This is a genomic window from Salmonella sp. A1325 (assembly GCF_056991255.1).
Genome location: NZ_JAMLWO010000001.1, coordinates 1 through 26,093, shown reverse-complemented (window position 1 = coordinate 26,093; position 26,093 = coordinate 1). Strand labels below are relative to the sequence as shown.

The 26,093-nt window shown below is 52.2% G+C and carries 27 protein-coding genes, 1 pseudogene and 1 riboswitch; of the genes and pseudogenes, 12 read left to right on the top strand and 16 right to left on the bottom strand.

Annotated elements, in window-relative coordinates:
- Positions 1-29: 29 nt before the first annotated feature.
- From fadD to yoaA, 4 genes are all read right to left on the bottom strand, one after another.
- On the bottom strand, positions 30-1,715 hold the full coding sequence (gene fadD / locus NAZ64_RS00140) for a long-chain-fatty-acid--CoA ligase FadD (protein ID WP_001529322.1): 1,686 nt from the start codon (positions 1,713-1,715) through the stop codon (positions 30-32).
- Between the two features lie 204 nt (positions 1,716-1,919).
- Positions 1,920-2,501, bottom strand: a complete 582-nt coding sequence (locus NAZ64_RS00135) for a Slp family lipoprotein (RefSeq protein ID WP_000290594.1) — start codon at positions 2,499-2,501, stop codon at positions 1,920-1,922.
- 72 nt (positions 2,502-2,573) lie between these two features.
- Positions 2,574-3,269 carry a tRNA (adenosine(37)-N6)-threonylcarbamoyltransferase complex dimerization subunit type 1 TsaB gene (tsaB, locus tag NAZ64_RS00130; RefSeq protein ID WP_001221017.1) on the bottom strand — a complete coding sequence of 232 codons (696 nt, stop codon included), beginning with the start codon at positions 3,267-3,269 and terminating at the stop codon, positions 2,574-2,576.
- A 57-nt stretch (positions 3,270-3,326) separates the two neighbouring features.
- A complete protein-coding gene (gene yoaA, locus NAZ64_RS00125; protein WP_023209838.1) occupies positions 3,327-5,237 on the bottom strand; it encodes a DNA repair helicase YoaA in 1,911 nt (636 codons plus the stop codon).
- Positions 5,238-5,367: 130 nt separating this feature from the next.
- On the opposite strand from yoaA, the gene NAZ64_RS00120 reads away from it, so the two are divergent.
- Positions 5,368-5,712 carry a RidA family protein gene (locus NAZ64_RS00120; protein WP_000029550.1) on the top strand — a complete coding sequence of 115 codons (345 nt, stop codon included), beginning with the start codon at positions 5,368-5,370 and terminating at the stop codon, positions 5,710-5,712.
- A 5-nt stretch (positions 5,713-5,717) separates the two neighbouring features.
- On the opposite strand, the gene NAZ64_RS00115 is transcribed toward NAZ64_RS00120, so the two are convergent.
- The gene (locus NAZ64_RS00115; RefSeq protein WP_000457328.1) at positions 5,718-5,897 is read right to left on the bottom strand and encodes a YoaH family protein; all 180 of its coding nucleotides are present in this window, start codon (positions 5,895-5,897) and stop codon (positions 5,718-5,720) included.
- An 80-nt stretch (positions 5,898-5,977) separates the two neighbouring features.
- Between NAZ64_RS00115 and pabB the strand changes: the two genes are divergently transcribed.
- The 4 genes from pabB (at position 5,978) to NAZ64_RS00095 (ending at position 11,291) form a co-directional block, all read left to right on the top strand.
- Complete coding sequence (gene pabB, locus NAZ64_RS00110) at positions 5,978-7,342, top strand: aminodeoxychorismate synthase component 1 (protein WP_079986559.1); 1,365 nt, start codon at positions 5,978-5,980, stop codon at positions 7,340-7,342.
- Between the two features lie 3 nt (positions 7,343-7,345).
- On the top strand, positions 7,346-7,924 hold the full coding sequence (locus NAZ64_RS00105; protein ID WP_220569842.1) for a CoA pyrophosphatase: 579 nt from the start codon (positions 7,346-7,348) through the stop codon (positions 7,922-7,924).
- A gap of 263 nt (positions 7,925-8,187) precedes the next feature.
- Positions 8,188-9,552 (top strand): L-serine ammonia-lyase, encoded by a 1,365-nt coding sequence (gene sdaA / locus NAZ64_RS00100; RefSeq protein ID WP_000624274.1) that lies wholly within the window; start codon positions 8,188-8,190, stop codon positions 9,550-9,552.
- 137 nt (positions 9,553-9,689) lie between these two features.
- Positions 9,690-11,291, top strand: a complete 1,602-nt coding sequence (locus NAZ64_RS00095; RefSeq protein WP_076935323.1) for an EAL domain-containing protein — start codon at positions 9,690-9,692, stop codon at positions 11,289-11,291.
- Between the two features lie 21 nt (positions 11,292-11,312).
- Here NAZ64_RS00095 and yoaE read toward each other — a convergent pair whose 3' ends face one another.
- Together yoaE and NAZ64_RS00085 are read right to left on the bottom strand one after the other, a co-directional pair.
- On the bottom strand, positions 11,313-12,872 hold the full coding sequence (gene yoaE, locus NAZ64_RS00090) for a CNNM family cation transport protein YoaE (protein WP_000421815.1): 1,560 nt from the start codon (positions 12,870-12,872) through the stop codon (positions 11,313-11,315).
- Positions 12,860-13,027, bottom strand: coding sequence for a protein YoaL (locus tag NAZ64_RS00085; protein ID WP_370739650.1), 168 nt, complete (start codon positions 13,025-13,027; stop codon positions 12,860-12,862). The genes yoaE and NAZ64_RS00085 overlap by 13 nt, the downstream gene beginning before the upstream one ends.
- A gap of 317 nt (positions 13,028-13,344) precedes the next feature.
- Between NAZ64_RS00085 and manX the strand changes: the two genes are divergently transcribed.
- From manX to mntP, 5 genes are all read left to right on the top strand, one after another.
- Positions 13,345-14,313, top strand: a complete 969-nt coding sequence (gene manX / locus NAZ64_RS00080; protein WP_076935325.1) for a PTS mannose transporter subunit IIAB — start codon at positions 13,345-13,347, stop codon at positions 14,311-14,313.
- A 52-nt stretch (positions 14,314-14,365) separates the two neighbouring features.
- The gene (manY, locus tag NAZ64_RS00075) at positions 14,366-15,166 is read left to right on the top strand and encodes a PTS mannose transporter subunit IIC (protein WP_000406918.1); all 801 of its coding nucleotides are present in this window, start codon (positions 14,366-14,368) and stop codon (positions 15,164-15,166) included.
- Between the two features lie 12 nt (positions 15,167-15,178).
- Positions 15,179-16,030, top strand: a complete 852-nt coding sequence (locus NAZ64_RS00070) for a PTS mannose transporter subunit IID (RefSeq protein WP_001518647.1) — start codon at positions 15,179-15,181, stop codon at positions 16,028-16,030.
- A gap of 58 nt (positions 16,031-16,088) precedes the next feature.
- Positions 16,089-16,547 carry a DUF986 family protein gene (locus tag NAZ64_RS00065; protein ID WP_000156280.1) on the top strand — a complete coding sequence of 153 codons (459 nt, stop codon included), beginning with the start codon at positions 16,089-16,091 and terminating at the stop codon, positions 16,545-16,547.
- 195 nt (positions 16,548-16,742) lie between these two features.
- A riboswitch (yybP-ykoY riboswitch) is annotated at positions 16,743-16,844 on the top strand.
- A gap of 111 nt (positions 16,845-16,955) precedes the next feature.
- On the top strand, positions 16,956-17,522 hold the full coding sequence (gene mntP, locus NAZ64_RS00060) for a manganese efflux pump MntP (protein WP_220569841.1): 567 nt from the start codon (positions 16,956-16,958) through the stop codon (positions 17,520-17,522).
- Here the strand turns inward: mntP and rlmA are convergent.
- From rlmA to mgrB, 6 genes are all read right to left on the bottom strand, one after another.
- Positions 17,519-18,328 (bottom strand): 23S rRNA (guanine(745)-N(1))-methyltransferase, encoded by an 810-nt coding sequence (gene rlmA, locus NAZ64_RS00055; RefSeq protein WP_220569839.1) that lies wholly within the window; start codon positions 18,326-18,328, stop codon positions 17,519-17,521. The genes mntP and rlmA overlap by 4 nt on opposite strands.
- Before the next feature lie 65 nt (positions 18,329-18,393).
- The gene (gene ftsI / locus NAZ64_RS00050) at positions 18,394-20,139 is read right to left on the bottom strand and encodes a peptidoglycan glycosyltransferase FtsI (RefSeq protein WP_000730322.1); all 1,746 of its coding nucleotides are present in this window, start codon (positions 20,137-20,139) and stop codon (positions 18,394-18,396) included.
- Positions 20,140-20,358: 219 nt separating this feature from the next.
- Entirely contained in the window at positions 20,359-20,568 is a 210-nt protein-coding gene (cspE, locus tag NAZ64_RS00045; protein WP_001062678.1) for a transcription antiterminator/RNA stability regulator CspE, read from the bottom strand.
- 12 nt (positions 20,569-20,580) lie between these two features.
- On the bottom strand, positions 20,581-20,724 hold the full coding sequence (locus NAZ64_RS00040) for a DUF2627 domain-containing protein (protein WP_001537930.1): 144 nt from the start codon (positions 20,722-20,724) through the stop codon (positions 20,581-20,583).
- A 648-nt stretch (positions 20,725-21,372) separates the two neighbouring features.
- A complete protein-coding gene (locus NAZ64_RS00035) occupies positions 21,373-21,660 on the bottom strand; it encodes a YebO family protein (RefSeq protein ID WP_001000660.1) in 288 nt (95 codons plus the stop codon).
- Positions 21,661-21,730: 70 nt separating this feature from the next.
- A complete protein-coding gene (gene mgrB, locus NAZ64_RS00030; protein WP_000714547.1) occupies positions 21,731-21,874 on the bottom strand; it encodes a PhoP/PhoQ regulatory lipoprotein MgrB in 144 nt (47 codons plus the stop codon).
- 157 nt (positions 21,875-22,031) lie between these two features.
- Here mgrB and yobH point away from each other — a divergent pair, with 157 nt between their 5' ends.
- On the top strand, positions 22,032-22,271 hold the full coding sequence (gene yobH, locus NAZ64_RS00025) for an invasion protein YobH (protein WP_001236778.1): 240 nt from the start codon (positions 22,032-22,034) through the stop codon (positions 22,269-22,271).
- A 212-nt stretch (positions 22,272-22,483) separates the two neighbouring features.
- On the opposite strand, the gene kdgR is transcribed toward yobH, so the two are convergent.
- Complete coding sequence (kdgR, locus tag NAZ64_RS00020; RefSeq protein WP_134944741.1) at positions 22,484-23,275, bottom strand: DNA-binding transcriptional regulator KdgR; 792 nt, start codon at positions 23,273-23,275, stop codon at positions 22,484-22,486.
- 175 nt (positions 23,276-23,450) lie between these two features.
- On the opposite strand from kdgR, the gene NAZ64_RS00015 reads away from it, so the two are divergent.
- On the top strand, positions 23,451-24,824 hold the full coding sequence (locus tag NAZ64_RS00015) for an MFS transporter (RefSeq protein ID WP_000416139.1): 1,374 nt from the start codon (positions 23,451-23,453) through the stop codon (positions 24,822-24,824).
- 47 nt (positions 24,825-24,871) lie between these two features.
- Here the strand turns inward: NAZ64_RS00015 and htpX are convergent, their stop codons facing one another.
- Together htpX and NAZ64_RS00005 are read right to left on the bottom strand one after the other, a co-directional pair.
- On the bottom strand, positions 24,872-25,753 hold the full coding sequence (gene htpX / locus NAZ64_RS00010; protein ID WP_000984498.1) for a protease HtpX: 882 nt from the start codon (positions 25,751-25,753) through the stop codon (positions 24,872-24,874).
- 267 nt (positions 25,754-26,020) lie between these two features.
- Positions 26,021-26,093 (bottom strand): annotated as a pseudogene (locus NAZ64_RS00005) (IS200/IS605 family transposase); the annotation flags it as partial.

Genomic DNA, 26,093 nt, shown 5'->3' with positions numbered 1-26,093 from the left:
CCGGCGTCTCTCGTTAGCTGACTTAACGCTCAGGCTTTATTGTCTACTTTGCCACGGGCTTCGTCACGCAGTTCTCGTCGTAAAATTTTCCCAACGTTAGATTTTGGTAATTCCTCGCGAAACTCGACCTGTTTGGGCACCTTATATCCGGTCAGATGGCGACGGCAGAAGGTGATCAACGCATCGTCAGTCAATGCCGGATCTTTCTTAACCACAAAAAGCTTCACCGCTTCGCCGCTACTACCGGAAGGCACGCCAACCGCCGCGACTTCCTGCACGCCAGAATGCTGCATCACCACATCTTCAATTTCGTTTGGATAAACGTTAAAACCAGAAACCAGAATCATATCTTTCTTACGATCGACAATCCGCAGAAAGCCCTCTTCATCCATAACCGCAATATCGCCCGTATGCAGCCAGCCATCTTTAATGATTTCATCCGTCGCGTCAGGACGCTGCCAGTATCCCAGCATAACCTGCGGACCTTTCACGCAAAGCTCTCCGGCCTCACCTGGCGCGACTTCGTTGTCATCGTCATCCACCAGTTTGGCTTCTGTTGACGGTACTGGCAGGCCGATACTGCCGCTGTGATAATCAATATCATGCGGGTTGACGCTCACCAGCGGGGCGCACTCGGTCAGCCCGTAGCCTTCCAGCAGGTATTGCCCGGTCAGCTTTACCCAACGTTCCGCAACGACGTTTTGCACCGGCATCCCGCCGCCGGCTGACAGATGCAGCGAAGAAAAATCCAGCTGTTGAAACTCTTTATTATTGAGCAAGGCGTTGAATAGCGTATTAACGCCAGTCATCGCCGTAAATGGATATTTCGCCAGCTCCTTGACCAGACCGGGGATATCACGCGGATTGGTAATCAGCAGGTTTTGCCCACCCAGCTCGATAAAAAGCAGACAGTTCATGGTTAAGGCAAAAATGTGATACAGCGGCAGCGCGGTCACTACCAGCTCTTTCCCCGGGTGCAGCAGCGGCCCATAGGTCGCTTTCACCTGCTCCAGATTCGCCAGCATATTGCGGTGGGTCAACATCGCGCCTTTCGCCACGCCCGTCGTACCGCCGGTATATTGCAGGAAAGCCAGATCTCCAGCGACAACCTCGGGTTTGACATACTGCATACGGTAGCCATGCTGTAGCGCGCTGCGAAACGAGATCGCATCTGGCAAGTGGTATTTTGGCACCAGACGCTTGATGTATTTCACGACAAAGTTAACAACCGTACCTTTGGCGGTAGAAAGCTGGTCGCCCATCCGCGTCAGAATAACGTGCTGTACCGACGTTTTCTCGACCACTTTTTCCAGCGTATGGGCAAAGTTAGAAACAATAATGATTGCCGCCGCGCCGCTATCGTTAAGCTGATGCTCAAGTTCGCGCGGCGTGTAAAGCGGGTTAACGTTCACCACAATCATGCCGGCGCGTAAAATACCAAATAGCGCGACAGGATACTGCAACAGGTTTGGCATCATCAGCGCCACACGGTCGCCTTTTTTGAGTCCCAGCCCTTGTTGTAAATAAGCCGCAAATGCCCGACTACGTTCTTCTAATTTGCGGAAGGTCATTACCTCCCCCATATTGACGAACGCAGGCTGATCGGCATAGCGCGTCGCCGCATGTTCAAACAGTTCAACCAGGGATTGATAACGGTCAGGGTTGATCTCCGCCGGAACATCAGCAGGATAACGGTTAAGCCAAACCTTCTTCAATGCATCACCTCTAAAATGAGTGTTCGTCGTCATCACAACCCCAGTTAATAAACAAGTCATTAACATTATATTAACTCAGCGTACCAGTTTATTAATTACACAACTGAAAGGTTGCGAAGCGCGTCACTATTTATTTTTATTATGTCTCTATGAATGCAGAAACAGCGGACCAGCCGCTGTTTCTTTTATTGATAAAACAAAGGGTTACTCTGTTACTATCGTCTGAACCTCTGCGGGTCCAGGGTTATACCATCCCCAACCGCCATAGCCATAAGGCCAGGCGCGTCCGCCGTAAAACCACGGATCGATCGGCTGTGGAGGCATGACGACCTGCTGAACAAGATGCCAGCGTTTATAGCCGGTAGCCTGCATCAGCATAAATTTATACGGCGTATTGCCGATTTTACCGTCAACCGTGCCGGTTATCGGGCCGACAACGGTAACTAACTGGCCACGGAAGTCCACCGGGTCCAGAAAACCGTTCACATCGGCAAAAATTCTGCCGCGCGAGGCTTCGCCCAGAACAGGACGCGCGCCGCTATCGAGCGGTACGGTCGCGATTTCAAGCCGGGTTTTTCCCTGCTGATTTTGTACCGCCACAACTTTGCCGCCAAAACGCGCCTCTTGCCCGATATAGAGCTGCGGCGCATTCATCACCCGCACCAAATCCTGCTGCGGCGTCGGACTCGAACCTTTAATGGCATCCGGGATAGTCACGCAACCGCTCAGCATAAGCGCAAAAGCGCACGCCAGCGCCCCTTTTATTAACCGTTTTTGAACCGCCATGATGCGACTCCTTTTTCTCGACCTCTATTCCACCCCACAGCATAAAGTATGGGGGGGTAATAGTAGTGAGAGTCATTCTTTGCCGGGAAGTTTCTTCCACGCCACTTCGTTACGCAAATAAACCGGCTCGGCATGTTCCACGGCAACGGTCTCTCCTGCCGCCAGCTTTTGACTGGCGATGGGCAACATATCTTCCGCTGCCGGGAGCGACACCTCCCCATCATGAAGCGTCAGGCCGCACTCCTTCGCCAGATCGGGCCACGCGGACCAACCCGTTCCTACCGTCGCCCACTCGCCGGAAAGCTGTTTCAACCGCTCGCCGACCCGTTCCGGTTTCAACACCGCTTCCGTCTCCTCGCCCTGCCAGACGCCCTGCGCATCACGCTGGTATTCCGCCCAGTACACTTCGCCCATCCGCGCGTCAATCGCAGCGAGTACGCGGGTCGCGCCGGTTTTACGCCACGCGCCCTGCGCCATCGTGGCAAGCGTCGAAACACCGATCATCGGCAGATTTGCCCCTAACGCCAGCCCTTGCGCAATACCAATGCCGATACGCACGCCGGTAAAGCTGCCCGGACCGCGCCCAAACGCCAGCGCATCTATCTCATTGAGCGAGACGCCGCTGGCGGCCAGAATCTCCTGCACCATGGGCAGGATACGTTGAGTGTGTTCTCGTGGACAAAGCTCAAAGTGAGCATTGATAGTACCGTTGTTCCACAGGGCGACAGAACAGGCCTCTGTGGCGGTATCGATAGCCAGAATTCGCATGAGGTTTCGTGCTTAGATCAATAAAATAGCGCGCATCTTACCATACTCCGTAACAAATTACTCGGCGGATGGAATCGCAAGAAAGCGAACGGCACGGGCGATATCACGCGTGCGCGGCGCAGGAGGCAGGCTGGCGAGAAACGTGGCGCCATAGGGCCGCATCACCAGCCGGTTATCACAAATCACTAACACCCCGCGATCGTCCGCATCGCGAATCAGCCGCCCCACCCCCTGCTTCAGCGTAATCACCGCGTCGGGCAGTTGAACCTCATCAAACGGATCGCCGCCGCGCAAACGACAGTCTTCCATTCGCGCTTTTAACAGCGGGTCGTCCGGGGAGGTAAACGGCAATTTGTCGATAATCACCAACGATAACGTATCGCCGCGCACGTCCACCCCTTCCCAGAAGCTGCTGGTAGCGACGAGCAGCGCGTTGCCGGCGCTAACAAATTGCTGTAACAGTTGGCCTTTACTGGTTTCCCCTTGCAACAATACCGGCAGCGTCATGGTGGCGCGAAACTGCTCCGCCAGATCGCGCATCATGGCGTGTGAGGTGCACAGCATAAAACATCGCCCGTTATTGGCTTCAATAATCGGCCTGAGCATAGCCGCCAACTGTCGCGCCGCGCCGGGCTGGTTGGTTTGCGGTAGGTTACGCGGTACGCAGAGTAACGCCTGGCGCGTATAGTCGAATGGGCTGGGTAGTAGCATGGATTCTGCCTGTTCAATTCCCAGACGGGCGGTAAAGTGGTGAAGATCATCATTTACCGATAACGTGGCCGAGGTAAAAATCCAGCTACCGGGTTTCTGTTCCATCACCTCTTTGAATTTGTCCGCCACGGTGAGCGGCGTCAGCGCCAGGGTGAAATGGCGCGAGGTGCACTCATACCAGTAGCTGTATCCCGGCTGATTGATCTCTTTTAAGCGTTTCAGCCGTGAACGGTATAGCGTGGCGCGTTCAAAAGCCGCATCCAGCAGCGCCGAACGGCCCAACGACAGTTTCGCCACGTCGTAACAAAGCTCCAGCGTATCATCCAGCAGTAAAAATGCCCGTTGGATACGTGAGTCGGCTAACAGTTCACGCAAATTTCCCCGGTAGCCGGGCTCCCCCAGTTGCAGACGAAAATCCTGGGCGCTCTGGGCAAGGCGATCGGCGCATTTTTGCAACTGTTGAGTGTCTTTCAGTTCCGTCCGGTAGGCGATGGTGATGTCTTTTGCTAAATCCAGCAACTGACGGCTGGAGAGCGATTGTCCGAAATACTGGCTGGCGATGTCAGGCAGTTGGTGGGCTTCATCGAAGATCATTACTTCAGCCTGAGGGATAAGTTCGCCAAACCCACTCTCTTTAACCACCATATCCGCAAGAAAAAGGTGGTGGTTTACAATCACCACATCCGCGTCCATCGCCTTTTTACGCGCTTTCACCACAAAGCACTCTTTGTAGAGCGGGCAATCGCTGCCAAGGCAGTTGTCGTTGGTACTGGTGACCAGCGGCCAGGCCTGGGAATCCTCCGCCACGCTGACGCAGGTGCTGATATCGCCATCCTGCGTCTGATTTGACCAGGAGCGCAGCAATATCACGTCGCTTAACGTTTGTACCGGTAAATCGCCGCCCGCCAGCGCTTGTTGTTCCAGCCGCTCCAGGCAGAGGTAGTTCGAACGTCCTTTCAGCAGGGCCGTCTTACCGGTAAACGCCAACGCTTTTGCTACCGTCGGCAGATCGCGGCTGTAGAGTTGATCCTGCAACGCTTTCGACCCGGTCGAAATAATGACTTTTTTCCCGGCGCGCAATGCCGGAGCGAGGTAAGCATAGGTCTTCCCGGTTCCGGTGCCGGCTTCAACAACCAGAGGCTGCGCATTTTCAATCGCTTGTGTTACGGCAACCGCCATTTGTCGCTGTGGTTCGCGCGGTTTAAAGCCGGTTATCGCTTTGGCCAGTTGGCCATCTGCTGCAAAATCGTCCGTCACACTGCCCCCTGTTAATTTACACAGGGATTATGTCAGGGTAGAAAGGCTTACGCCAGTTACAGAGGTGACGGCGGCGCCACATTGTGGCAGTCTTGAGCCATTCAAATGGAAAGCAAATGAGGAATAATTGATGTCTATCGTGCGTATTGATGCCGAAGATCGTTGGTCAGACGTGGTGATCTACAATAATACGCTGTGGTATACCGGCGTGCCGGAAAACCTCGACGCCGACGCTTTTGAGCAAACGGCGAATACTCTGGCGCAAATTGATGCGGTGCTGGAAAAACAGGGCTCCAGTAAGTCACGTATTCTGGATGCCACTATTTTCCTGAGCGATAAAGCGGATTTTGCCGCCATGAATAAGGCGTGGGATGCGTGGGTCGTCGCAGGCCATGCGCCGGTACGCTGTACCGTACAGGCCGGGTTGATGAACCCGAAATATAAAGTTGAGATTAAGATTGTCGCGGCGGTATAAGCCGGTTATTCGTCTTCATCCTCAAAACGCGCCACTATCCGTTCGCCGGTATGGTTGGCGCGAAGTTCGCCCGCCACCTGGGCAATCGCTTCTCCGCTGCTCATACCTTGCGACATCAATTCCTGGATACGTTCTACGGCTTTTTGCTGTTGTTCATGACTGAGTGAAGGTAAACCTGCAAACATGATTAACTCCTGCTAAATTGTTAGCGCTAATTATTTCACGCTACCCGGCGGTAAGCCAGTAGTGTTGTAACGAGTCAGGAATGATGAAGACGTTATCTCCCACTGTTATCACCTTACCCTGGCGTCCGGACGCCGCTGAACACTATTTTGCGCCCGTAAACCATTTGCCCTGGGCGATGCTGCTGCATTCAGGTGATGCTATTCATCCCTATAACCGTTTTGATATTCTGGTCGCCGATCCTGTCACCACGCTGACCACGCGCGCGCAGGAAACCACGGTATGTACTGCGCGCACAACTACCGTCACTCTCGACGATCCGTTACACGTTTTGCAGACTCAACTGGAGGCGCTGCCTTTTCATCCTCAGCCTGACCCTGACTTACCCTTTCAGGGCGGCGCGCTGGGTCTGTTTGGTTACGATTTAGGGCGGCGTTTCGAAATTCTGCCCGATACTGCCGCGCGCGATATCGCTTTACCCGATATGGCGATTGGCCTTTACGACTGGGCGCTGATTGTCGATCACCAAAAACAGGTGGTGTCGCTGATAAGCTATCACGATGCAGACGCCCGATATCGCTGGCTCACCAGCCAGCGCGCGCCGACCCGCACGCCCTTCAGGCTTACCTCGGCCTGGCAATCCAATATGACGCGTTGCGAGTATGGCGAGAAGTTTCGTCAGGTGCAGGCCTGGCTGCACAGCGGGGACTGCTATCAGGTCAATCTTTCCCAGCGTTTTCAGGCGAGCTACGAGGGTGATGAGTGGCAGGCTTTCGAACGCCTTAACCGCGCAAATCGCGCCCCGTTCAGCGCCTTTCTTCGTTTACATGACGGCGCCATATTGAGCCTTTCTCCCGAGCGTTTTATCCAACTGGAGAACGGTCATATTCAGACGCGCCCGATCAAAGGTACGCTTCCACGGCTTAACGATCCGCAGGCGGATCGTCAGCAGGCGCAGAAACTGGCCAACTCAATGAAAGATCGCGCTGAAAATTTGATGATCGTCGATTTGATGCGTAACGATATTGGCCGGGTCGCCGTACCAGGTTCGGTGAAAGTGCCGGAACTGTTCGTCGTCGAACCATTTCCTGCCGTTCACCATCTGGTTAGCACCATTACTGCCCGTTTACCGGACTCGCTTCATGCCACCGACCTGCTGCGCGCGGCTTTCCCCGGCGGCTCCATTACCGGCGCGCCTAAAGTGCGGGCAATGGAAATTATCGACGAACTGGAGCCGCAGCGACGCAACGCCTGGTGCGGTAGCATCGGTTATCTGAGTTTCTGCGGCAAGATGGATACCAGTATTACTATCCGCACCGTCACGGCAACGCAGGGCCAACTCTATTGCTCAGCCGGCGGCGGTATCGTGGCCGATAGCAACGAAGAAGCGGAATATCAGGAAACTTTTGATAAAGTTAATCGTATCCTGCCCCCACTGGAGAACTAATACGTGGATACCAGCCGTCTGACGCTCGATCATTTCTTATCGCGCTTTCAGCTTTTGCGCCCGCAGATGACTCATGAAACGTTGAACCAACGTCAGGCCTCCGTACTGATCCCTGTGGTTCGCCGCCCCCAGCCGGGGCTGCTGTTGACCCAGCGGGCTATTCATTTGCGCAAACACGCCGGACAGGTCGCCTTTCCCGGCGGGGCCGTGGACAGTACCGATGCTTCGCTTATCGCCGCAGCGCTTCGCGAAGCGCAGGAGGAAGTCGCCATCCCGCCACAAGCTGTGGAAGTGATTGGCGTTTTACCGCCGGTAGACAGCGTGACCGGTTTTCAGGTCACCCCGGTGGTCGGCATTATTCCGCCAAATCTCCCCTGGCGCGCCAGTGAAGACGAAGTGTCTGCGGTGTTTGAAATGCCGCTGGCGCAAGCGTTGCAACTGGGTCGATATCATCCGCTTGATATTTACCGTCGCGGCAATTCGCACCGCGTATGGCTCTCCTGGTATGAGCATTATTTCGTCTGGGGCATGACCGCAAACATTCTTCGTGAGCTGGCGCTGCAAATCGGCGTAAAGCCCTGACTGTACACAACGCCATTCACGTTGCCTCAAGGCGGTAACAATCGCCTCCCCCAAAGAGGCAGCCTGAAGGGCAACGTGTATATACTTAACTTTACGCGCGCAAGACACGACTTGAGATTACTGTCGCAATATTAGTAAAAACGCGGTTATTCATTAGTTTAATTCATGTGAATAGTTAAGCTGATGCCAGCGTTCCCTCTTACACTATGCGCAGTTATAACATCGTAACCGGAAGCCCCGGTTGCCCTGTCAGGAGTATTATCGTGATTAGCCTATTCGACATGTTTAAGGTAGGGATTGGTCCCTCCTCTTCCCACACTGTTGGCCCGATGAAGGCCGGTAAACAGTTCGTCGATGACCTGGTCGAAAAAGGATTACTGGATAACGTTACCCGCGTCGCTGTCGATGTCTACGGCTCGCTGTCGCTGACGGGGAAAGGTCACCATACCGATATCGCCATTATTATGGGTCTGGCGGGTAATGAACCCGCTACCGTGGATATTGATAGTATCCCCGGTTTTATTCGCGACGTCGAAACGCGCGAGCGTCTGTTACTGGCCCAAGGACGTCACGAAGTCGACTTCCCGAAAGATGACGGAATGCGTTTTCACAACGGCAATTTGCCGCTGCATGAAAACGGGATGCAGATCCACGCCTGGCATGACGACACGGTCATTTATAGCAAGACGTACTATTCCATCGGCGGCGGCTTTATCGTTGATGAAGCGCATTTCGGCCAGGAAGCGACGAATGAGGTTACTGTACCTTATCCGTTTAAATCGGCGAAAGAAATGCTGGAGTATTGCAACAGTACCGGCCTTTCACTCTCCGGCATGGTGATGCAAAACGAACTGGCGCTGCATAGCAAGAAAGAGATTGAAGAGTATTTCGGTCACGTCTGGCAGACCATGCAGGCCTGTATTGATCGCGGTATGAATACCGAAGGCGTGCTGCCGGGGCCGCTGCGCGTACCGCGTCGCGCCTCTGCGCTGCGTCGTATGCTGGTTTCCAGCGATAAGCTTTCCAGCGATCCGATGAACGTCATTGACTGGGTGAACATGTTTGCTCTGGCGGTGAACGAAGAGAACGCCGCAGGCGGTCGCGTCGTGACGGCGCCAACCAACGGCGCGTGCGGCATCGTTCCTGCGGTACTGGCTTACTACGACCATTTTATTGAGTCTGTCAGCCCGGATATTTACACCCGCTACTTCCTGGCAGCAGGCGCTATTGGCGCGCTGTATAAGATGAACGCGTCTATTTCCGGCGCGGAAGTCGGCTGTCAGGGTGAAGTCGGGGTCGCCTGTTCGATGGCGGCGGCAGGCCTTGCTGAACTGTTGGGCGCCAGCCCGGAACAGGTTTGCGTTGCCGCTGAAATCGGCATGGAGCATAACCTGGGGCTGACCTGCGACCCGGTTGCCGGTCAGGTGCAGGTGCCGTGTATCGAGCGTAACGCCATTGCTTCGGTTAAAGCGATCAACGCTGCGCGTATGGCCATGCGCCGAACCAGCGCGCCGCGCGTCTCGTTGGATAAAGTCATTGAAACGATGTACGAGACCGGAAAAGACATGAACGCAAAATACCGCGAAACGTCGCGCGGCGGGCTGGCCATTAAAGTCCAGTGTGATTAAACGCCGTTTCCTCTCCCTTCGCCCATCTGCTACGGATGGGCGAAATTTTTATCTCTTCCTCGTCGACTCCACGTTTCCCCACTACACTTGCTGTGTCGCGGTTGGCTTTTGTCGCCAACGCTTATTGGGCGGCCCGCATGCAAACAGCACAACGGATCATCAATCATTATCGCCGTAATCGTTTCATTGTTTGCACGATTTGTGCACTGGTCACGCTCATTCTTACGCTGAGCATCCGATTTATTTCGGAGCGGAACTTAAATCACCATCGCACGGTTGCATTCGCGAATCATGCCGTTGATGCGCTGGATAATGTGCTGCATCCTCTCCTGGTCGGACGAAACATACTGCTACCCTTGCTTGAGCTTCCGTGCGCGACCGCGCATTTGCCGTTGCGTAAGCAAGCCGCCCGCCTGCAAACCATTCGTTCTATCGGACTGGTGAAAGAAGGAATTCTCTACTGCTCAAGCATTTTTGGCGCCCGTAATACTCCCATACGCCAGCTTCAGCCTGATCTTCCCGCAGCCGGCGATCTGCTGCTACTTTCCACGGATCACTCGTTACTCAAGGGAAGTCCGATCCTCATTCAGTGGTATCCCGCCTCTGCCGATGGTCAGGATGGCGTGATGGAAATTGTGAATATTGGCTTGCTGACGACCATGCTACTTGAGCCACAGCAGCCGCAAATTACCAGCGCCAGCCTGACGGTCGGCAAACGGCACCTGTTATATGGTCGGGGCGTGGTCGATACTCTTCCAGAATTAAAAAAAGATGAAGAGCGTTACCAGCTTTCATCGCGGCATTTCCCTTTTACTATCAGCGTCAGCGGGCCGTCGGCAGGCGTACTGGCGTTCAAACATCTCCCGACACAGTTACCCCTGGCCGTATTGCTTAGCCTGTTGATCGGTTATATCGCCTGGCTGGCGACGGCCAGCAGAATGAGCTTTTCCTGGGAGATTAATCTGGCCCTTGCCGAACGGGAGTTTGAGCTATTTTGTCAGCCGTTGCTTAATGCCCGCACGCAGCAGTGTACCGGCGTTGAGATCCTGTTACGCTGGAATAACCCGCGCCAGGGCTGGATCTCACCGGATGTTTTTATTCCTATCGCCGAGGAGCATAACCTGATAGCGCCGCTGACCCGCTATGTGATTGCGGAAACCATTCGGCAGCGGCACTACTTCCCCATCAACCATCAGTTTCATATCGGCATCAATGTGGCGGCAAGCCATTTCCGACACGGCGTGCTTCTCAAGGATCTTAATCAGTACTGGTTTAGTGCGGAACCTGTTCAGCAACTGGTGCTGGAGCTCACGGAACGCGACGCGTTGCTTGACGTTGATTACCGCCTGATGCGCGAGCTGCATCGTAAAGGCGTCAAGTTAGCCATCGATGATTTTGGCACAGGAAACAGCTCGCTCTCCTGGCTGGAAAAACTGCGGCCGGATATTTTGAAAATCGATAAATCCTTCACCGCCGCCATCGGTACCGATGCGGTCAATTCAACGGTGACCGATATTATTATCGCGCTGGGGCAAAAACTGAATATTGAACTGGTGGCGGAAGGGGTCGAAAACCAGACGCAGGCACAGCATTTGCGCCAGCATGGCGTGCAAATGTTACAGGGCTATCTCTATGCGAAGCCGATGCCCATTAGCGAATTTCCACAGTGGCTGGCGGGCAGCGCGCCGCCGCCCGCCCGGCATAACGGACAGATTATGTCCGCGATGCCGCATCTATAGACTTGATTCCTGCGTGTGACGTTATTCCTCTTCGTCGTGGGCAGGCTGTTCTTTAACAATCCGAACCAGATCGACACGGTAGTCGTTGGCCTCGACAATGGTGATCCGCAGTGGCGGAACATCAATGACATCGCCAACACGAGGAATATGGCCATTAGCGGCGATCACTAACCCCGCTACCGTCGCAATATCGCCCTCTTCGTTCACCAGATGGTCAACTTCCAGCGCCTGCTGTAGCGCATGGAGATCGGTGCCGCCCTTCACTATCCAGCCCTCGGCATCGGCAACGATTTCCGGCGTTTCATCGGCATCCGGGAACTCACCGGCAATCGCTTCCAGCACATCCAGCGGCGTAACCAGCCCCTGCACCACGCCGAACTCGTTAGTGACGATAACGAAACTGCCGCGCGCGCGACGCAAAACGCCTAACAGATTGATAGGATCAAGCGTTTCCGGCACCACTATCGCCGGGGAAGACGCGGCGATAGCCGCAACGTCCGCGCCCTCTTCCAGCGCCACCAGCAACTCTTTCGCCCGAACGATACCGATAATTTCATCCAGCTCGCCCCGACATACCGGGAACAGGCTATGCGGAGAAGAGAGTAACTGCTGACGGATTTCAGCTACGCTGAGATTCGCATCCACCCAACTAATTTCGCCTCGCGGCGTCATAATGCCGCGCAGGGAGCGCGACGCCAGAGTCAGTACGCCGTTAATCATGTAGCGTTCTTCTTCGGCGAAGGCGCCTTCCGACACCGATATCGCGGCCGGGCTATCCGTCTCATGTTGTGTACTCGCCTGGCGTTTACCGCCCATCAGACGCAGGATAGCGTCCGCAGTACGCGCGCGCAGCGGCAACGTGGACTGATGACGAATAAAGTTGCGGCGCGCAATCTGGTTAAACACCTCGATAACGATCGAGAAACCAATTGCCGCGTACAGGTAGCCTTTCGGAATATGGAAACCAAACCCTTCCGCCACCAGACTCAGGCCGATCATCAGCAGGAAACTCAGACAGAGCACCACCACCGTCGGATGCTGGTTGACAAAACGGGTCAGCGGTTTTGACGCCAGTAGCATCACCGCCATCGCAATCACCACCGCCGCCATCATAACCGGCAGATGGTTTACCATACCTACCGCCGTAATCACGGCGTCCAGCGAGAAGACCGCATCCAGGATGACAATCTGCGTGACTACCACCCAGAAGCTCGCATAGCCTTTACCGTGTCCGGTGTCATGCTCGCGGTTTTCCAGACGTTCATGCAGCTCGGTGGTCGCTTTAAACAGCAGGAATATACCGCCCAGCAGCATAATTAAATCGCGGCCGGAGAAGGTAAAATCCCAGACGGTAAAGAGCGGCTTTGTTAAGGTCACCAGCCACGAAATAATGGACAGCAGCGCCAGACGCATAATCAGCGCCAGCGAGAGCCCGATAAGACGCGCTTTGTCACGCTGCTTTGGCGGCAATTTATCGGCGAGGATCGCGATAAAGACCAGGTTATCGATACCCAGGACAATTTCCAGGACGACGAGCGTGAGTAAACCCACCCAAATTGAGGGATCCATTAATAATTCCATGACAAGCTCCTGCTTAAGGAATGACTAAACGGCGCCCACAACATCTCAAAGGATGCAGGCGGTAACGCAATAAACAAAGTAAGGCTATGGCAAGATATGCCAGATTGACAGGCGCAAAACGGCCAAAGAGTGAAATGACGTCGGTGACGATCCATACAACGGGCTGCTGCCCTATACCCCATTCTAATTAAACGGAAGCTAAACATAACAGAGACAACTGGTTTTTGGCAAAGATTTACCTTCCTTTGCAAAGAGATGTAACCAGGATATTTTACACTTCGAAATTTCTCATTATCGAAAACAAAATTACGGATCTCCATCACACAAAATATTTTTTTCGATATCTAAAATAATTCACGAAAATCATGCGTTTTTCGTTGTAACCCTCATCTGAATCGATTCGATTGTGGACGACAATTCAAAAAATACATCTGTCAAGTTGATGTGTTGACAATAATAAAGGAGGTAGCAAGTGACCATTGCTATTGTTATAGGCACACATGGTTGGGCTGCAGAGCAGTTACTTAAAACAGCCGAAATGCTGTTAGGCGAGCAGGAAAACGTCGGCTGGATCGATTTCGTTCCAGGCGAAAATGCCGAAACGCTGATCGAAAAGTACAACGCTCAGTTGGCTAAACTCGATACCAGTAAAGGTGTGCTATTTCTCGTTGATACATGGGGAGGCAGTCCGTTTAATGCTGCCAGCCGCATTGTCGTCGATAAAGAGCGCTATGAAGTTATTGCCGGCGTCAACATCCCGATGCTGGTCGAAACGTTTATGGCTCGTGACGACGATCCAAGCTTTGACGAGCTGGTCGCACTGGCGGTAGAAACCGGTCGTGAAGGCGTAAAAGCGCTGAAAGCTAAACCGGTAGAAAAAGCCGCGCCAGCGCCAGTCGCCGCCGCGCCAAAAGCGGCCGCGCCGGCAAAACCGATGGGCCCGAGTGATTATATGGTTATCGGGCTTGCCCGTATTGATGACCGCCTCATTCACGGTCAGGTCGCTACCCGCTGGACCAAAGAGACCAATGTCAGCCGTATTATTGTTGTGAGCGATGAAGTCGCGGCGGATACCGTTCGTAAAACGCTGCTGACGCAAGTTGCGCCGCCGGGCGTTACGGCGCATGTGGTTGACGTCGCGAAGATGATTCGCGTCTACAATAACCCGAAATACGCCGGCGAACGCGTGATGCTTCTGTTTACCAATCCTACCGACGTCGAGCGCATCGTTGAGGGCGGCGTGAAAGTCACTTCCGTGAACATTGGCGGTATGGCCTATCGTCAAGGTAAAACGCAGGTGAACAACGCCGTTTCCGTCGATGAAAAGGATATCGAAGCCTTTAAAAAGCTCAACGAGCGCGGCATCGAGCTTGAGGTGCGTAAAGTTTCCACCGATCCGAAACTGAAAATGATGGATTTAATTGCCAAAGTGGCGAAATAACCGCCGGCATTTAATTAGCTTTCACACTTAAGATAGCAATAGGAGAAGTACAATGGAGATTACCACTCTTCAGATTGTGCTGGTGTTCATCGTCGCATGTATCGCGGGTATGGAGTCGGTACTTGATGAATTTCAGTTCCACCGTCCGCTGATCGCCTGTACCTTAATCGGCGCCGTTCTGGGGGACATGAAAACCGGTATTATCATCGGCGGTACTCTGGAAATGATCGCTCTGGGCTGGATGAACATCGGTGCTGCCGTTGCGCCTGATGCCGCACTGGCGTCCATCATCTCTACCGTTCTGGTCATCGCCGGGCATCAAAGCATTGGCGCCGGTATCGCGCTGGCGATTCCGCTGGCGGCGGCAGGCCAGGTACTGACCATTATCGTACGTACCATCACCGTGGCATTCCAGCACGCGGCGGACAAGGCGGCTGAAAACGGCAACCTGACGGCGCTCTCCTGGCTGCACGTTTCTTCTCTGTTCCTGCAGGCAATGCGTATCGCTATCCCAGCGGTTATCGTTGCCATCTCCGTAGGCACCAGCGAAGTACAGGGAATGCTGAATGCGATTCCTGAAGTCGTCACAGGCGGTCTGAACATCGCCGGCGGCATGATCGTCGTGGTTGGTTATGCGATGGTTATCAACATGATGCGCGCAGGCTACCTGATGCCGTTCTTCTACCTCGGTTTCGTCACCGCGGCTTTCACAAACTTCAACCTGGTCGCACTGGGTGTCATCGGCGCAGTGATGGCTATCCTTTACATCCAGCTGAGCCCGAAATACAACCGTGTAGCGGGCGCGCCTGCAGCGGCGGCTGGCAATAACGATCTCGATAACGAACTGGACTAACAGGTGAGCGAAATGGTTGATATGACTAAAACTACCACCGAGAAAAAACTCACTCCGAGCGATATTCGCGGCGTATTTCTTCGTTCTAACCTGTTCCAGGGGTCGTGGAACTTCGAACGTATGCAAGCGCTGGGCTTCTGCTTCTCTATGGTGCCGGCGATTCGTCGCCTGTATCCGGAGAATAATGACGCGCGTAAACAGGCGATTAAACGTCACCTGGAGTTCTTTAACACCCATCCTTACGTTGCGGCGCCGGTACTGGGCGTGACCCTGGCAATGGAAGAAAAGCGTGCGAACGGCGCAGAGATTGACGATGGTGCTATCAACGGTATCAAAGTCGGTCTGATGGGACCGCTGGCAGGCGTCGGCGACCCTATCTTCTGGGGTACCGTCCGTCCGGTATTCGCGGCGCTGGGCGCAGGTATTGCAATGAGCGGCAGCCTGCTTGGTCCGCTGCTGTTTTTCATCCTGTTTAACCTGGTGCGTCTGGCGACCCGTTATTATGGCGTGGCTTATGGCTACCGCAAAGGCGTCGATATCGTTAAAGATATGGGCGGCGGCTTCCTGCAAAAACTGACTGAGGGGGCGTCAATCCTCGGCCTGTTTGTCATGGGGGCATTGGTTAACAAGTGGACGCATGTGAATATCCCGCTGGTGGTCTCCACCATCACCGGTCAGGATGGTCAGACACGCGTTACCACCGTGCAAACCATTCTCGACCAGCTGATGCCGGGTCTGGTTCCGCTACTGTTGACCTTTGCCTGTATGTGGCTGCTGCGTAAGAAAGTTAACCCGCTGTGGATTATCGTGGGCTTCTTCGTCATTGGTATCGCCGGCTACTCCGTAGGACTGCTGGGCCAGTAAGGCTGTTGTACACTACCGGGGCCAAACGGCCCCGTTTTTTTATTTCTCTGGAGGATAAATGACTATCACGGACCTGGTGCTGATTCTCTTTATTGCCGCATTATTGGCTTACGCTCTCTACGATCAGTTCATCATGCCCCGTCGCAATGGCCCCACTCTGCTTTCTATAGCCCTGCTTCGCCGTGGTCGCGTAGACAGCGTTATCTTCGTTGGGCTGGTCGCCATCCTTATTTATAACAACGTAACCAGCCACGGAGCGCAGATGACCACATGGTTATTAAGTGCGCTGGCGTTAATGGGGTTTTATATATTCTGGATCCGCACGCCACGGATCATCTTTAAACAACGTGGCTTTTTCTTCGCCAATGTCTGGATAGAATATAACCGTATTAAAGAGATGAATTTATCGGAGGACGGCGTACTGGTGATGCAATTAGAACAACGACGCTTGCTTATCCGTGTACGCAATATCGACGATCTGGAAAAAATATATAAGCTTCTTATTGAAAATCAATAACCTAAGATATAGCCTCAACTATGTTTTTCGAATTTTATTTCGAATCATAATATAGCTAAGGCTATATTTTCTATTGACCAATTGTTATTTAATTTAACGTTTTATTGATGAATAAATCTAAATGAAAATCGTTTTCAATTAGAAGACAAATAATTTTTATCTCTGTTGTTTTATATTCTAAAAATATGTTAATGTTGCGCCGTCAATTGGGGAGTAGCCGATTTCCAGACTCCGGAAATGTACGCGTCAACATACTCGTTGCAAAACGTGGCGCGTACGGACCAGCCGCCGCTGGTCAGGCGAGACCATAGGCGCATCAACTGCTGTGTATTTCGTCACAGAATGGCGACATGCATGTTTGCTGGGGGCAGTGATGTGTTTAATGGATACCCCGGTCAGGACGCTGTCATGCACTTTACTGCTACTGTTCTTCTCGCTTTCGGCATGTCGATGGATGCTTTCGCGGCATCAATTGGCAAAGGCGCCACCCTACATAAACCCAAATTCTCAGAAGCATTGCGTACCGGTCTTATCTTTGGCGCGGTTGAAACGCTGACCCCGTTAATCGGCTGGGGGCTGGGGATATTGGCGAGTAAATTCGTTCTGGAATGGAACCACTGGATAGCCTTTGTTCTGCTGATCTTTCTGGGCGGACGCATGATCATCGAAGGTATCCGCGACGGTAGTGATGAAGATGAAACACCGTTACGCCGCCACAGCTTTTGGCTATTAGTCACGACGGCTATAGCAACCAGCCTCGATGCGATGGCGGTTGGCGTCGGTCTGGCGTTTTTGCAGGTAAACATCATCGCAACTGCATTAGCTATCGGTTGCGCCACGCTTATCATGTCTACCCTCGGAATGATGATCGGTCGCTTTATCGGCCCAATGCTGGGTAAGCGTGCTGAAATTCTCGGCGGGGTCGTACTGATAGGAATTGGCGTCCAGATCCTCTGGACGCATTTTCACGGTTAACGGTTACGCTGCCAGAGATGAAGGTTGAAATCCGTCTGGCAGCTAAGTCCGGTGCTGGCGGCCAGTTGTTCCCACACTTCTGGCCTGGCGCGCCAGGCAAATGGCGTCATTTGCAACAGTGCTAAAGCCGCTTCGGCGGTGAGCTGCATGTGATAAGCAAGGCGGGTACTCTGCTGCAATGTGAATCCGTCGAGCTGCTCGGTATACGGCGCATGTAAACGCACCTCATCATAAATGAGCCCTTTTAGTTCCATCAGATGATGCGGCCCCGGCGTGGCGGTAACGACCCAACCACCAGATTTCACCACACGCGCCAATTCCTGCGCCTTACACGGGGCGTAGATTCTGATCACCGCATCCATTGACGCATCGGCAAAGGGCAGTCGATGGCTTGACGCCACACAAAACTTCACCTGCGAATAGCGTTTCGCCGCCGCTTTGATCGCCGTTTTAGCAACGTCCAGTCCAAACGTGGTGACTCCCGGCAACGCCTCGGCAAAAGCATGAGTGTAATACCCCTCGCCGCAGCCGATATCCAGAATCGCCGTGGCCGACTGATCCAGCCGCTCGCGCAAGAGGTTAATCACCGCATCGCGCAGCGGCTGATAATGGCCCGCATCAAGAAACGCTCTCCTCGCCTGCATCATTTCGGCGCTGTCGCCCGGATCGCGCGAACGTTTATGCTGTACCGGCAGCAGATTGATGTAGCCCTCTTTCGCCACATCAAACTGATGGCGCTGTGGACATATAACGCTGTTATTAATCTGCGTAAGCGGCTGATGGCAAAGCGGACAGGTAAACGACATGACAACTCCGGACTGGGGCGCTAAAGGGCGCAAGTGTAACGCGAATTGCGCCCCGGGAAAATCCTTTACGAGCCCGGAACCGCAACGTGGCTGCCATGCATCACCAAAAGGTGATCTGAATCGGCTGGCATACCGTCTGGCTCAACATTTTCCAGCCGCAGCACATCGCCCATGATCTGGCTGAATACGGGCGCAGATACCGCGCCGCCATAATAAGCCCCGTTTTGCGGATTATTAATCACCACCACCAGCGCAAATCTGGGGTTACTTGCCGGCGCGACGCCTGCGGTATATGCCACATACTTATCGACGTATTTACCATCATCGCCAATTTTTTTCGCCGTCCCGGTTTTGACCGCAATACGGTAGTCTCTTACTGCGGCTTTTGTTCCGCCGCCGCCAGGCAACGCGACGCTCTCCATCATATGTTCCACCTCGTGCACCAGTTCTTCCGGCATTACCCGCGTGCCGATCACGGGCGGATCAACTTTGGTGATCGATAACGGACGGTAGATACCAAAGCTGCCAATCGTGGCATAAACATGCGCCAGTTGCAGCGGCGTCACCATTAATCCATAGCCAAAAGCGAAGGTAGCGCGATCTAAATCACTCCAGTAACGGCGTTTCGGTAATAACCCGCTGCTCTCTCCGGTGAGACCCAGTCCGGTAGGCACGCCGAAACCAAAGCTTTTATAAGTATCCATTAATTTCTGCACCGGCATCGCCAGAGAAAGGTGAGAAACGCCGGTATCGCTGGATTTTTGCAAAATGCCGGTTAATGTCAGTTCCGGATAGTAACCGACGTCGCGGATACGGTGTCCATCGAGAGTAAAAGGATGGGTATCGATAACACTGTCCGGCTGCACGATGCCCTGCTGTAACGCAGTCATAATGACCAATGGCTTCACAGTAGAACCGGGTTCGAAAGTGTCGCTAATCGCGCGGTTACGAAAATCGTCCAACTGCGCGCCTTCACGGTTGTTCGGGTTGAAATCCGGATAGCTCGCCATCGAGAGAATTTCACCCGTTGGGATGTTAATCAATACGGCAGCGCCGGATTCCGCTTTGTTCCAGATGACGGCGTTATCCAGCGCATCTTCGGTAACCGTTTGCAGACGTTCATCAATGCTAAGCTGAAGTTCATGAGCAGGAACCGGATTCACTTCCGTAATGTTCTCAATAACGTGACCAAATTTATCTTTACGCACCAGTCGGGAGCCCGGTTTTCCCGTCAGTTGCGCGTTAAAGCTTTTTTCAATACCTTCTATTCCCTGCCCGTCGATATTGGTAAAGCCGATCAAATTGGCCGCTACGTGTCCGGCAGGGTAAAAACGGCGCGACTCTTCCCGCAGGTTAATACCCGGTAGATTTAATTTATCTATCCATTCGGCTTGCTGGGGTGAAACCTGGCGCGCAAGGTAGATAAAACGGCCTGCCGGGTTACTGTTTACCCGTTCCGCAAGCGTACTGAGCGACAGATGTAAGGCGCTGGCCAGCGCCTGCCAGCGCTCATTGTAGCCAACGCCGCCTTTGCTTATGATAGTCTTCGGATCGGCCCAGACAGCATTAACCGGAACGCTCACCGCTAAGGGTCGCCCTTCTCTGTCGGTGATCATGCCGCGTGGAGAGGCTGTGGTCACTTCACGAAGCGAGCGCATATCTTCTTGTTTCACCAGTTTCGACGGCGTAACAATTTGCAGCCATGCCACCCGCCCTAACAACAATGCCATACTGAGCAGAATGGCAGTGCAAAGTAGTGCAAAACGTATGGGCGTAAAATTACGGGTATCGCCGTCGCTTTTCTTTTTCACCTGATCTCCAGCCGAATCATTTTTCAGGTGATTGATTTAACGGGAAACGGCCGGAAAAACCAGAAAAAACAATGCTAATAACCTCGCGCCTTTGCAACAAATCGCTAACGAGAGCGCATCCAGACACATTTTGAAGGATATTGAATTAAAAAGCCCCGCTTTTAGCGAGGCTTTATATCTGAGGCTGACGCGACAAACGCATCAAATCAGTGGTGTCGATCAGATAGCTGTTACGTTAACAGCAGCCGGACCTTTCTGGCCGTCCTGAATTTCGAACTCAACGTTCTGGCCTTCAGCCAGAGTTTTGAAACCATTGCCCTGGATAGCGGAGAAGTGTACGAACACATCTTTGCTGCCGTCAGCCGGAGTAATGAAGCCAAAACCTTTGGATTCGTTGAACCACTTAACTTGACCTTTAATCTTTGCCATTTGCAAAATTCCTTAGAGTGTTTTCTTTGCCCGTAGGCATAACATAGATAAAACTGAGACATTACTGCTTGAGGCACTAATATAAGGTTCGGCAGAGAAGCGGTATTCAACGTCAACGTGTTTACTCAGGACTTCTTTACTGAAAATGCCACACATAAACAGAACTGTACCTCGTTTAACCCAAAGCCTGTTATCACATACAACGTTAATTATGGCAAGCCATTTTTAAACGTGTCTCGATCCGTCGCACAAATTACGAGAACCTTCACAAATTGACAGCACGTTTATGCAACAAAATTGCGAAAGATATATCCTCACGCGCTGACGGACTCCTGACAACGTCACTGCTGAAAAGCCATTTTTCTACCATAGCTCAATAACTTCGCTTCTTCCAGTGCATCAAATCACATTTAAAAGCTGTATTTTTCATATCACTTTTTATGCTGAGTTATGCATAAATTGTCACAATGATAAAAAACACCTTTTAATCAAAATAATAGAAAAGAAAAGCGATTTTCGACACCGCTTTTTGTGATGTTCTGCGTCTTTACAGAATGCCTTAAAATAATGAACAAACAATGACAATCCATAAAGAGAGAGAAACGTTTCGCTTTTAATAGAGAATGAGCGGTATCACAAAATTGACATATGTCCATTTGTTATACATATAAAACTATGTTGCATATAAAGCCATATATTATGTAAGGTGTTGATGCTGTAGTATCAGTTGCAAACGGCAACGCGGAGAGATCCGACGGGGAAATGGGGCGTATGGCACTGGCGCCATTTGCGCCCCGGTAAGCATTATCGTTCTGCAACCAGACGAATGATGTCCTCATCCTCTTTTGGTTCGCTTGCCGCTGTTGCGGGTTCCGCTTCTTTTTCTGGTTCGTTTGCTTCGCAAAGGCGGCGTAACAACGCGTTTTGCCGCTTCTGTTGATCCAATAACGCTTCGAGCAATTCTATCTGCTCGTTGGCACGGGAACTTGCCCGGTTGACAAAGAACCAGAGCGCCAGCCCCACCACCAGAACCACCATTGATACTATTAAAGATGCAAGAGAAAACGCACCAGAGTTTAAAACGTCGTTCATTTCACCACCTCAATGTAGAGACGTCATTCTACCACTGCTACACGGGAAGGAAATCTCTGGTGTAAAACGTTTACCAGGGAATAAATTTATTGATGGCGCAAATACCGCTGAAAAATTGTACATCCTGATCGCACATGATATTAAACACCTGCGCCCACAGCAACAGGCATACTACCACCACGATGCCGAGAACGACCCATCGAAATTTTTTCACTCCACTCTCCGATCTTACATCTTATGTCGCTAAATTATCATGAGTTACTTAAACCAGGAGTAACTGTAGCGGCATTATATGTTTTTAGGAATGATTCACTTGTTTCAATCAATGTACACGCTACTCTTATTCTAACTAAAAAAGAAAAGAGGTAGTAATGCGTTTGATCATTCGCGCAATTGTATTGTTTGCCCTGGTGTGGATAGGCCTGCTGATGAGCGGCTATGGCATCCTGGTGGGAAGTAAAGTGAACGCTGCGGGGCTGGGTTTACAGTGCCATTACCTGACCGCACGCGGCACCAGCACGGCGCAATATCTCCATACCAACAGCGGCATTATTGGCTTTTCCGACTGTCCCATTTTCAGAAAAAGCGCCACCGTGGTGGATAATGGCTAAGCGGCAATAAATAATTTCACAGTGAAACTATCACCAATAATTCCCCTATATTGGCTGTTGTTCATAAGTACTGTTAAATAATATTTTAATAACCGTTAAATAAGCCGACAGATATTATCTTCTTTTACGATTTCATCCCACCCGATGTTATAAAAAAAGCAGCTACATTTTTCGCAGCTGCTTTTTTTTTAACGTCATGCTAATAACGTTGCTTAGAAGGGATAATCGTTGTAACCCATTTGTTCAGAAATTTTACGCGCGGCGGTGTGTAACATAGCCACATATTCCTGTAGGCGTTCTTCTGAAAAGCGCAGCGTCGGAAACGAAATGCTTAACCCTGCGATGACTACGCCAAAACGGTCAAATACCGGTACGCCGATACAACGTAACCCTTCTTCCTGTTCTTCGTTATCTTCACCGTAGCCTTGCGCACGCACGTCATCCAACAGCGGCAGCAACGCTTCAGTGCTGGTAATCGTGCGTCCAGTGCTTTGCTTATACTCTACGCCGTCGAGAATCTGCTTAACCTCATCACGGTCGCGCCAGGCCAGAAGCACTTTACCGATGGCCGTACTGTACAGCGGATTACGACGCCCAATACGTGAGTACATCCGCAGATTGTACATAGAGTCAATTTTATGGATATAGACAATGCTGTCTTCATCCAGCGCGCCAAGATGGATAGTTTCTTTTGTCAGACGAGACAGTTCGCGCATCTGAATGTCCGCACTGCGGATGAGATCAACATTTTGCAAAGCTCGTGCGCCCAGCTCAAACAGCTTTAGCGTCAGAGAGTATTTTTCAGACTCCCCCTCCTGAGCCACGTAGCCCAGCGTTTTCATGGTTTGCAAAAAGCGATAAACGGTGCTTTTCGACATCATGACGCGCTGCGATAGCTCGGTAATCCCTATTTCACGCTCTTCACCCAGCGCCTGCAGAATGCCGAAAACTTTCAGCACAGAAGATACAGAATCAGGCTGCTTATCCAGATCTGCGTTTGCCATTTATCACCTCATTACGAGCGTTTTATAAAATTCAGAACGAGTTTTTATTATAATTTCACGCCAGGTCGCCCGCAATCCATCTTTGCTTACTTCGTTACAAATCTGCGACATAACAACTCAGTATTAATGCTAACATTATTATTCAGCTCATAATTCCCCTTATTACAAAATACTTATGGAAAAAACACGGGCCGATGGCCTGCCCCTCCCGCAGAGATACGGCGCTATCCTGACGATTATTATCGGTATTTCGATGGCGGTTCTGGATGGCGCAATCGCTAATGTCGCGCTGCCAACCATTGCGACTGATTTACATGCCTCCCCTGCCAGCTCTATCTGGATTGTCAATGCGTACCAAATTGCCATTGTCGTCTCACTGCTTTCCCTGTCTTTTTTAGGCGACATGTTTGGTTATCGCCGGATCTACAAATGTGGTTTAGTGGTATTTCTGCTTTCATCATTGTTTTGCGCGCTTTCAGACTCGCTGCAGATGCTGACGCTGGCGCGCATCGCGCAGGGATTTGGCGGCGCGGCGCTAATGAGCGTAAACACGGCGCTGATTCGTCTTATCTACCCCCAGCGTCATCTGGGACGAGGCATGGGAATTAACTCTTTTATCGTCGCAGTCTCTTCCGCCGCGGGTCCGACGATCGCCGCGGCGATTTTGTCCATCTCATCATGGAAATGGCTGTTTCTGATTAATGTCCCGTTAGGTATCATCGCGTTAATTCTGGCCATACGCTTTTTACCAGCAAACATCGCCCATGACACTAAGCCGCGCTTTGACTTACCGAGCGCGGTAATGAATGCGCTCACATTTGGCCTGCTGATTACCGCATTGAGCGGCTTTGCCCAGGGACAGTCGCTAACGTTGATTGGCGCAGAGCTGCTCGTTCTGGTCGTGGTCGGGTTTTTCTTCGTGCGCCGCCAGCTTTCTTTGCCCGTCCCTTTGTTACCCATCGACTTGTTACGCATTCCGCTTTTTTCACTCTCGATCGGCACGTCAATTTGCTCGTTCTGCGCGCAAATGTTAGCCATGGTCTCGCTACCTTTTTATCTGCAAACCGTGCTGGGCCGTAGCGAAGTAGAAACCGGCCTGTTATTGACGCCCTGGCCACTGGCAACGATGGTGATGGCGCCGCTGGCGGGATACCTGATAGAACGTCTTCATGCCGGTTTGCTGGGGGCGCTGGGAATGGTGATAATGGCAGCCGGGTTGTTTGCGCTGGTCATGTTGCCAGCCTCCCCCTCCGATCTGAATATTATCTGGCCAATGATCCTTTGTGGCGCAGGGTTTGGCCTGTTCCAGTCGCCGAATAATCACACCATTATCACTTCCGCGCCGCGTGAGCGCAGCGGTGGCGCCAGCGGGATGCTGGGCACGGCGCGACTGTTAGGCCAAAGTACTGGCGCCGCGCTGGTAGCGCTGATGTTGAACCAGTTTGGCGATAGCGGTACGCATCTTTCTCTGCTCGCGGCAGCGATCCTGGCGACTCTCGCGGCGGTGGTGAGCGGTTTACGTATTACGCAACCACGCGTTCAGGCGTAAAAAAAGCGCGTCATTCGACGCGCTTTTCATACTTGCCAGTGGGCTTATTATTTCAGGTACTCGCCGCTACGCAGCGCTTCGATGCGTTTATCCAGCGGTGGGTGCGTCATAAACAGCTCGCTTAACGATTTCGATTTACCGTTAATACAAAACGCCATCATGCTGGTCGCTTCTTGCGGCTCGTAGCTGGTTTTCAGGCGCTGCAACGCGGCAATCATTTTTTCACGGCCTACCAGCTTCGCCGATCCCGCATCGGCATGAAACTCACGGTAACGGGAGAACCACATGGTGATGATGCTCGCCAGAATACCGAAGACCAGTTCCAGCACCGTCGCAACGGCGAAATAGATTAGCGGATTACCGTTACTTCCTTCGCCTTCATCGCGGTTGCCGCCCAGAAAACCAGCAGCAATTTGCGCGATAATGCGCGAAATAAAGATAACGAAGGTGTTAACCACCCCCTGAATCAACGTCATCGTCACCATATCGCCATTGGCAATATGGCTGATTTCATGCGCAATGACGGCTTCCGCTTCGTCAGGGCTCATGTTTTGCAACAAACCGGTGCTCACAGCGACCAATGAGGCGTCACGGCGTGCGCCCGTCGCAAACGCGTTAATGTCCGGCGCATGGTAGATAGCAACCTGCGGCATGGCGATACCGGCCTGGCGCGCTTGCGTTGCTACGGTGTTCATCAACCAGCGTTCTCTTTCATTGCGAGGCTGTTCAATAACTTCCCCTCCTACGGATTTTAACGCCATCCATTTGGACATCAGCAATGAAATAAAAGAACCGCCAAAACCAAACAGCAGCGCCATGATCAGCAAGCCTTGCACGCTGCTCGACTGTATCCCTGTCAGGCTCAGAACCAGCCCGAAAACGACCATCACGGCCAGGTTCGTCAGCAGGAAGAGCGCGATTCGCATCATAATTTTCTTTTAACCTCAATTTAACAAAGCGCACTATGCGATTACCCACATCGTATGGGTCTTATGGCTATTTTCAAGCATCACCAGGCGGTAAGTCACGAGAAAAACACAACTTTACATTTTGTAGCATTATCCTGACGACTTCTGCGCTTGTTAAAAATAAATATCCTCCGGCATAGCCGGAGGTTTTTCAGATGCGCCTGTAAGGCTCTCTTACCAGCCGCGCCCTAACAGGCGCATACGATCTGACATTTGCATCAAACTTCGTTACTTACGGCCCGTAAACGGGCTGCCCGGATAAGGGATCGATAATTGCTCACCCATTTTATCCTCTTCAAGC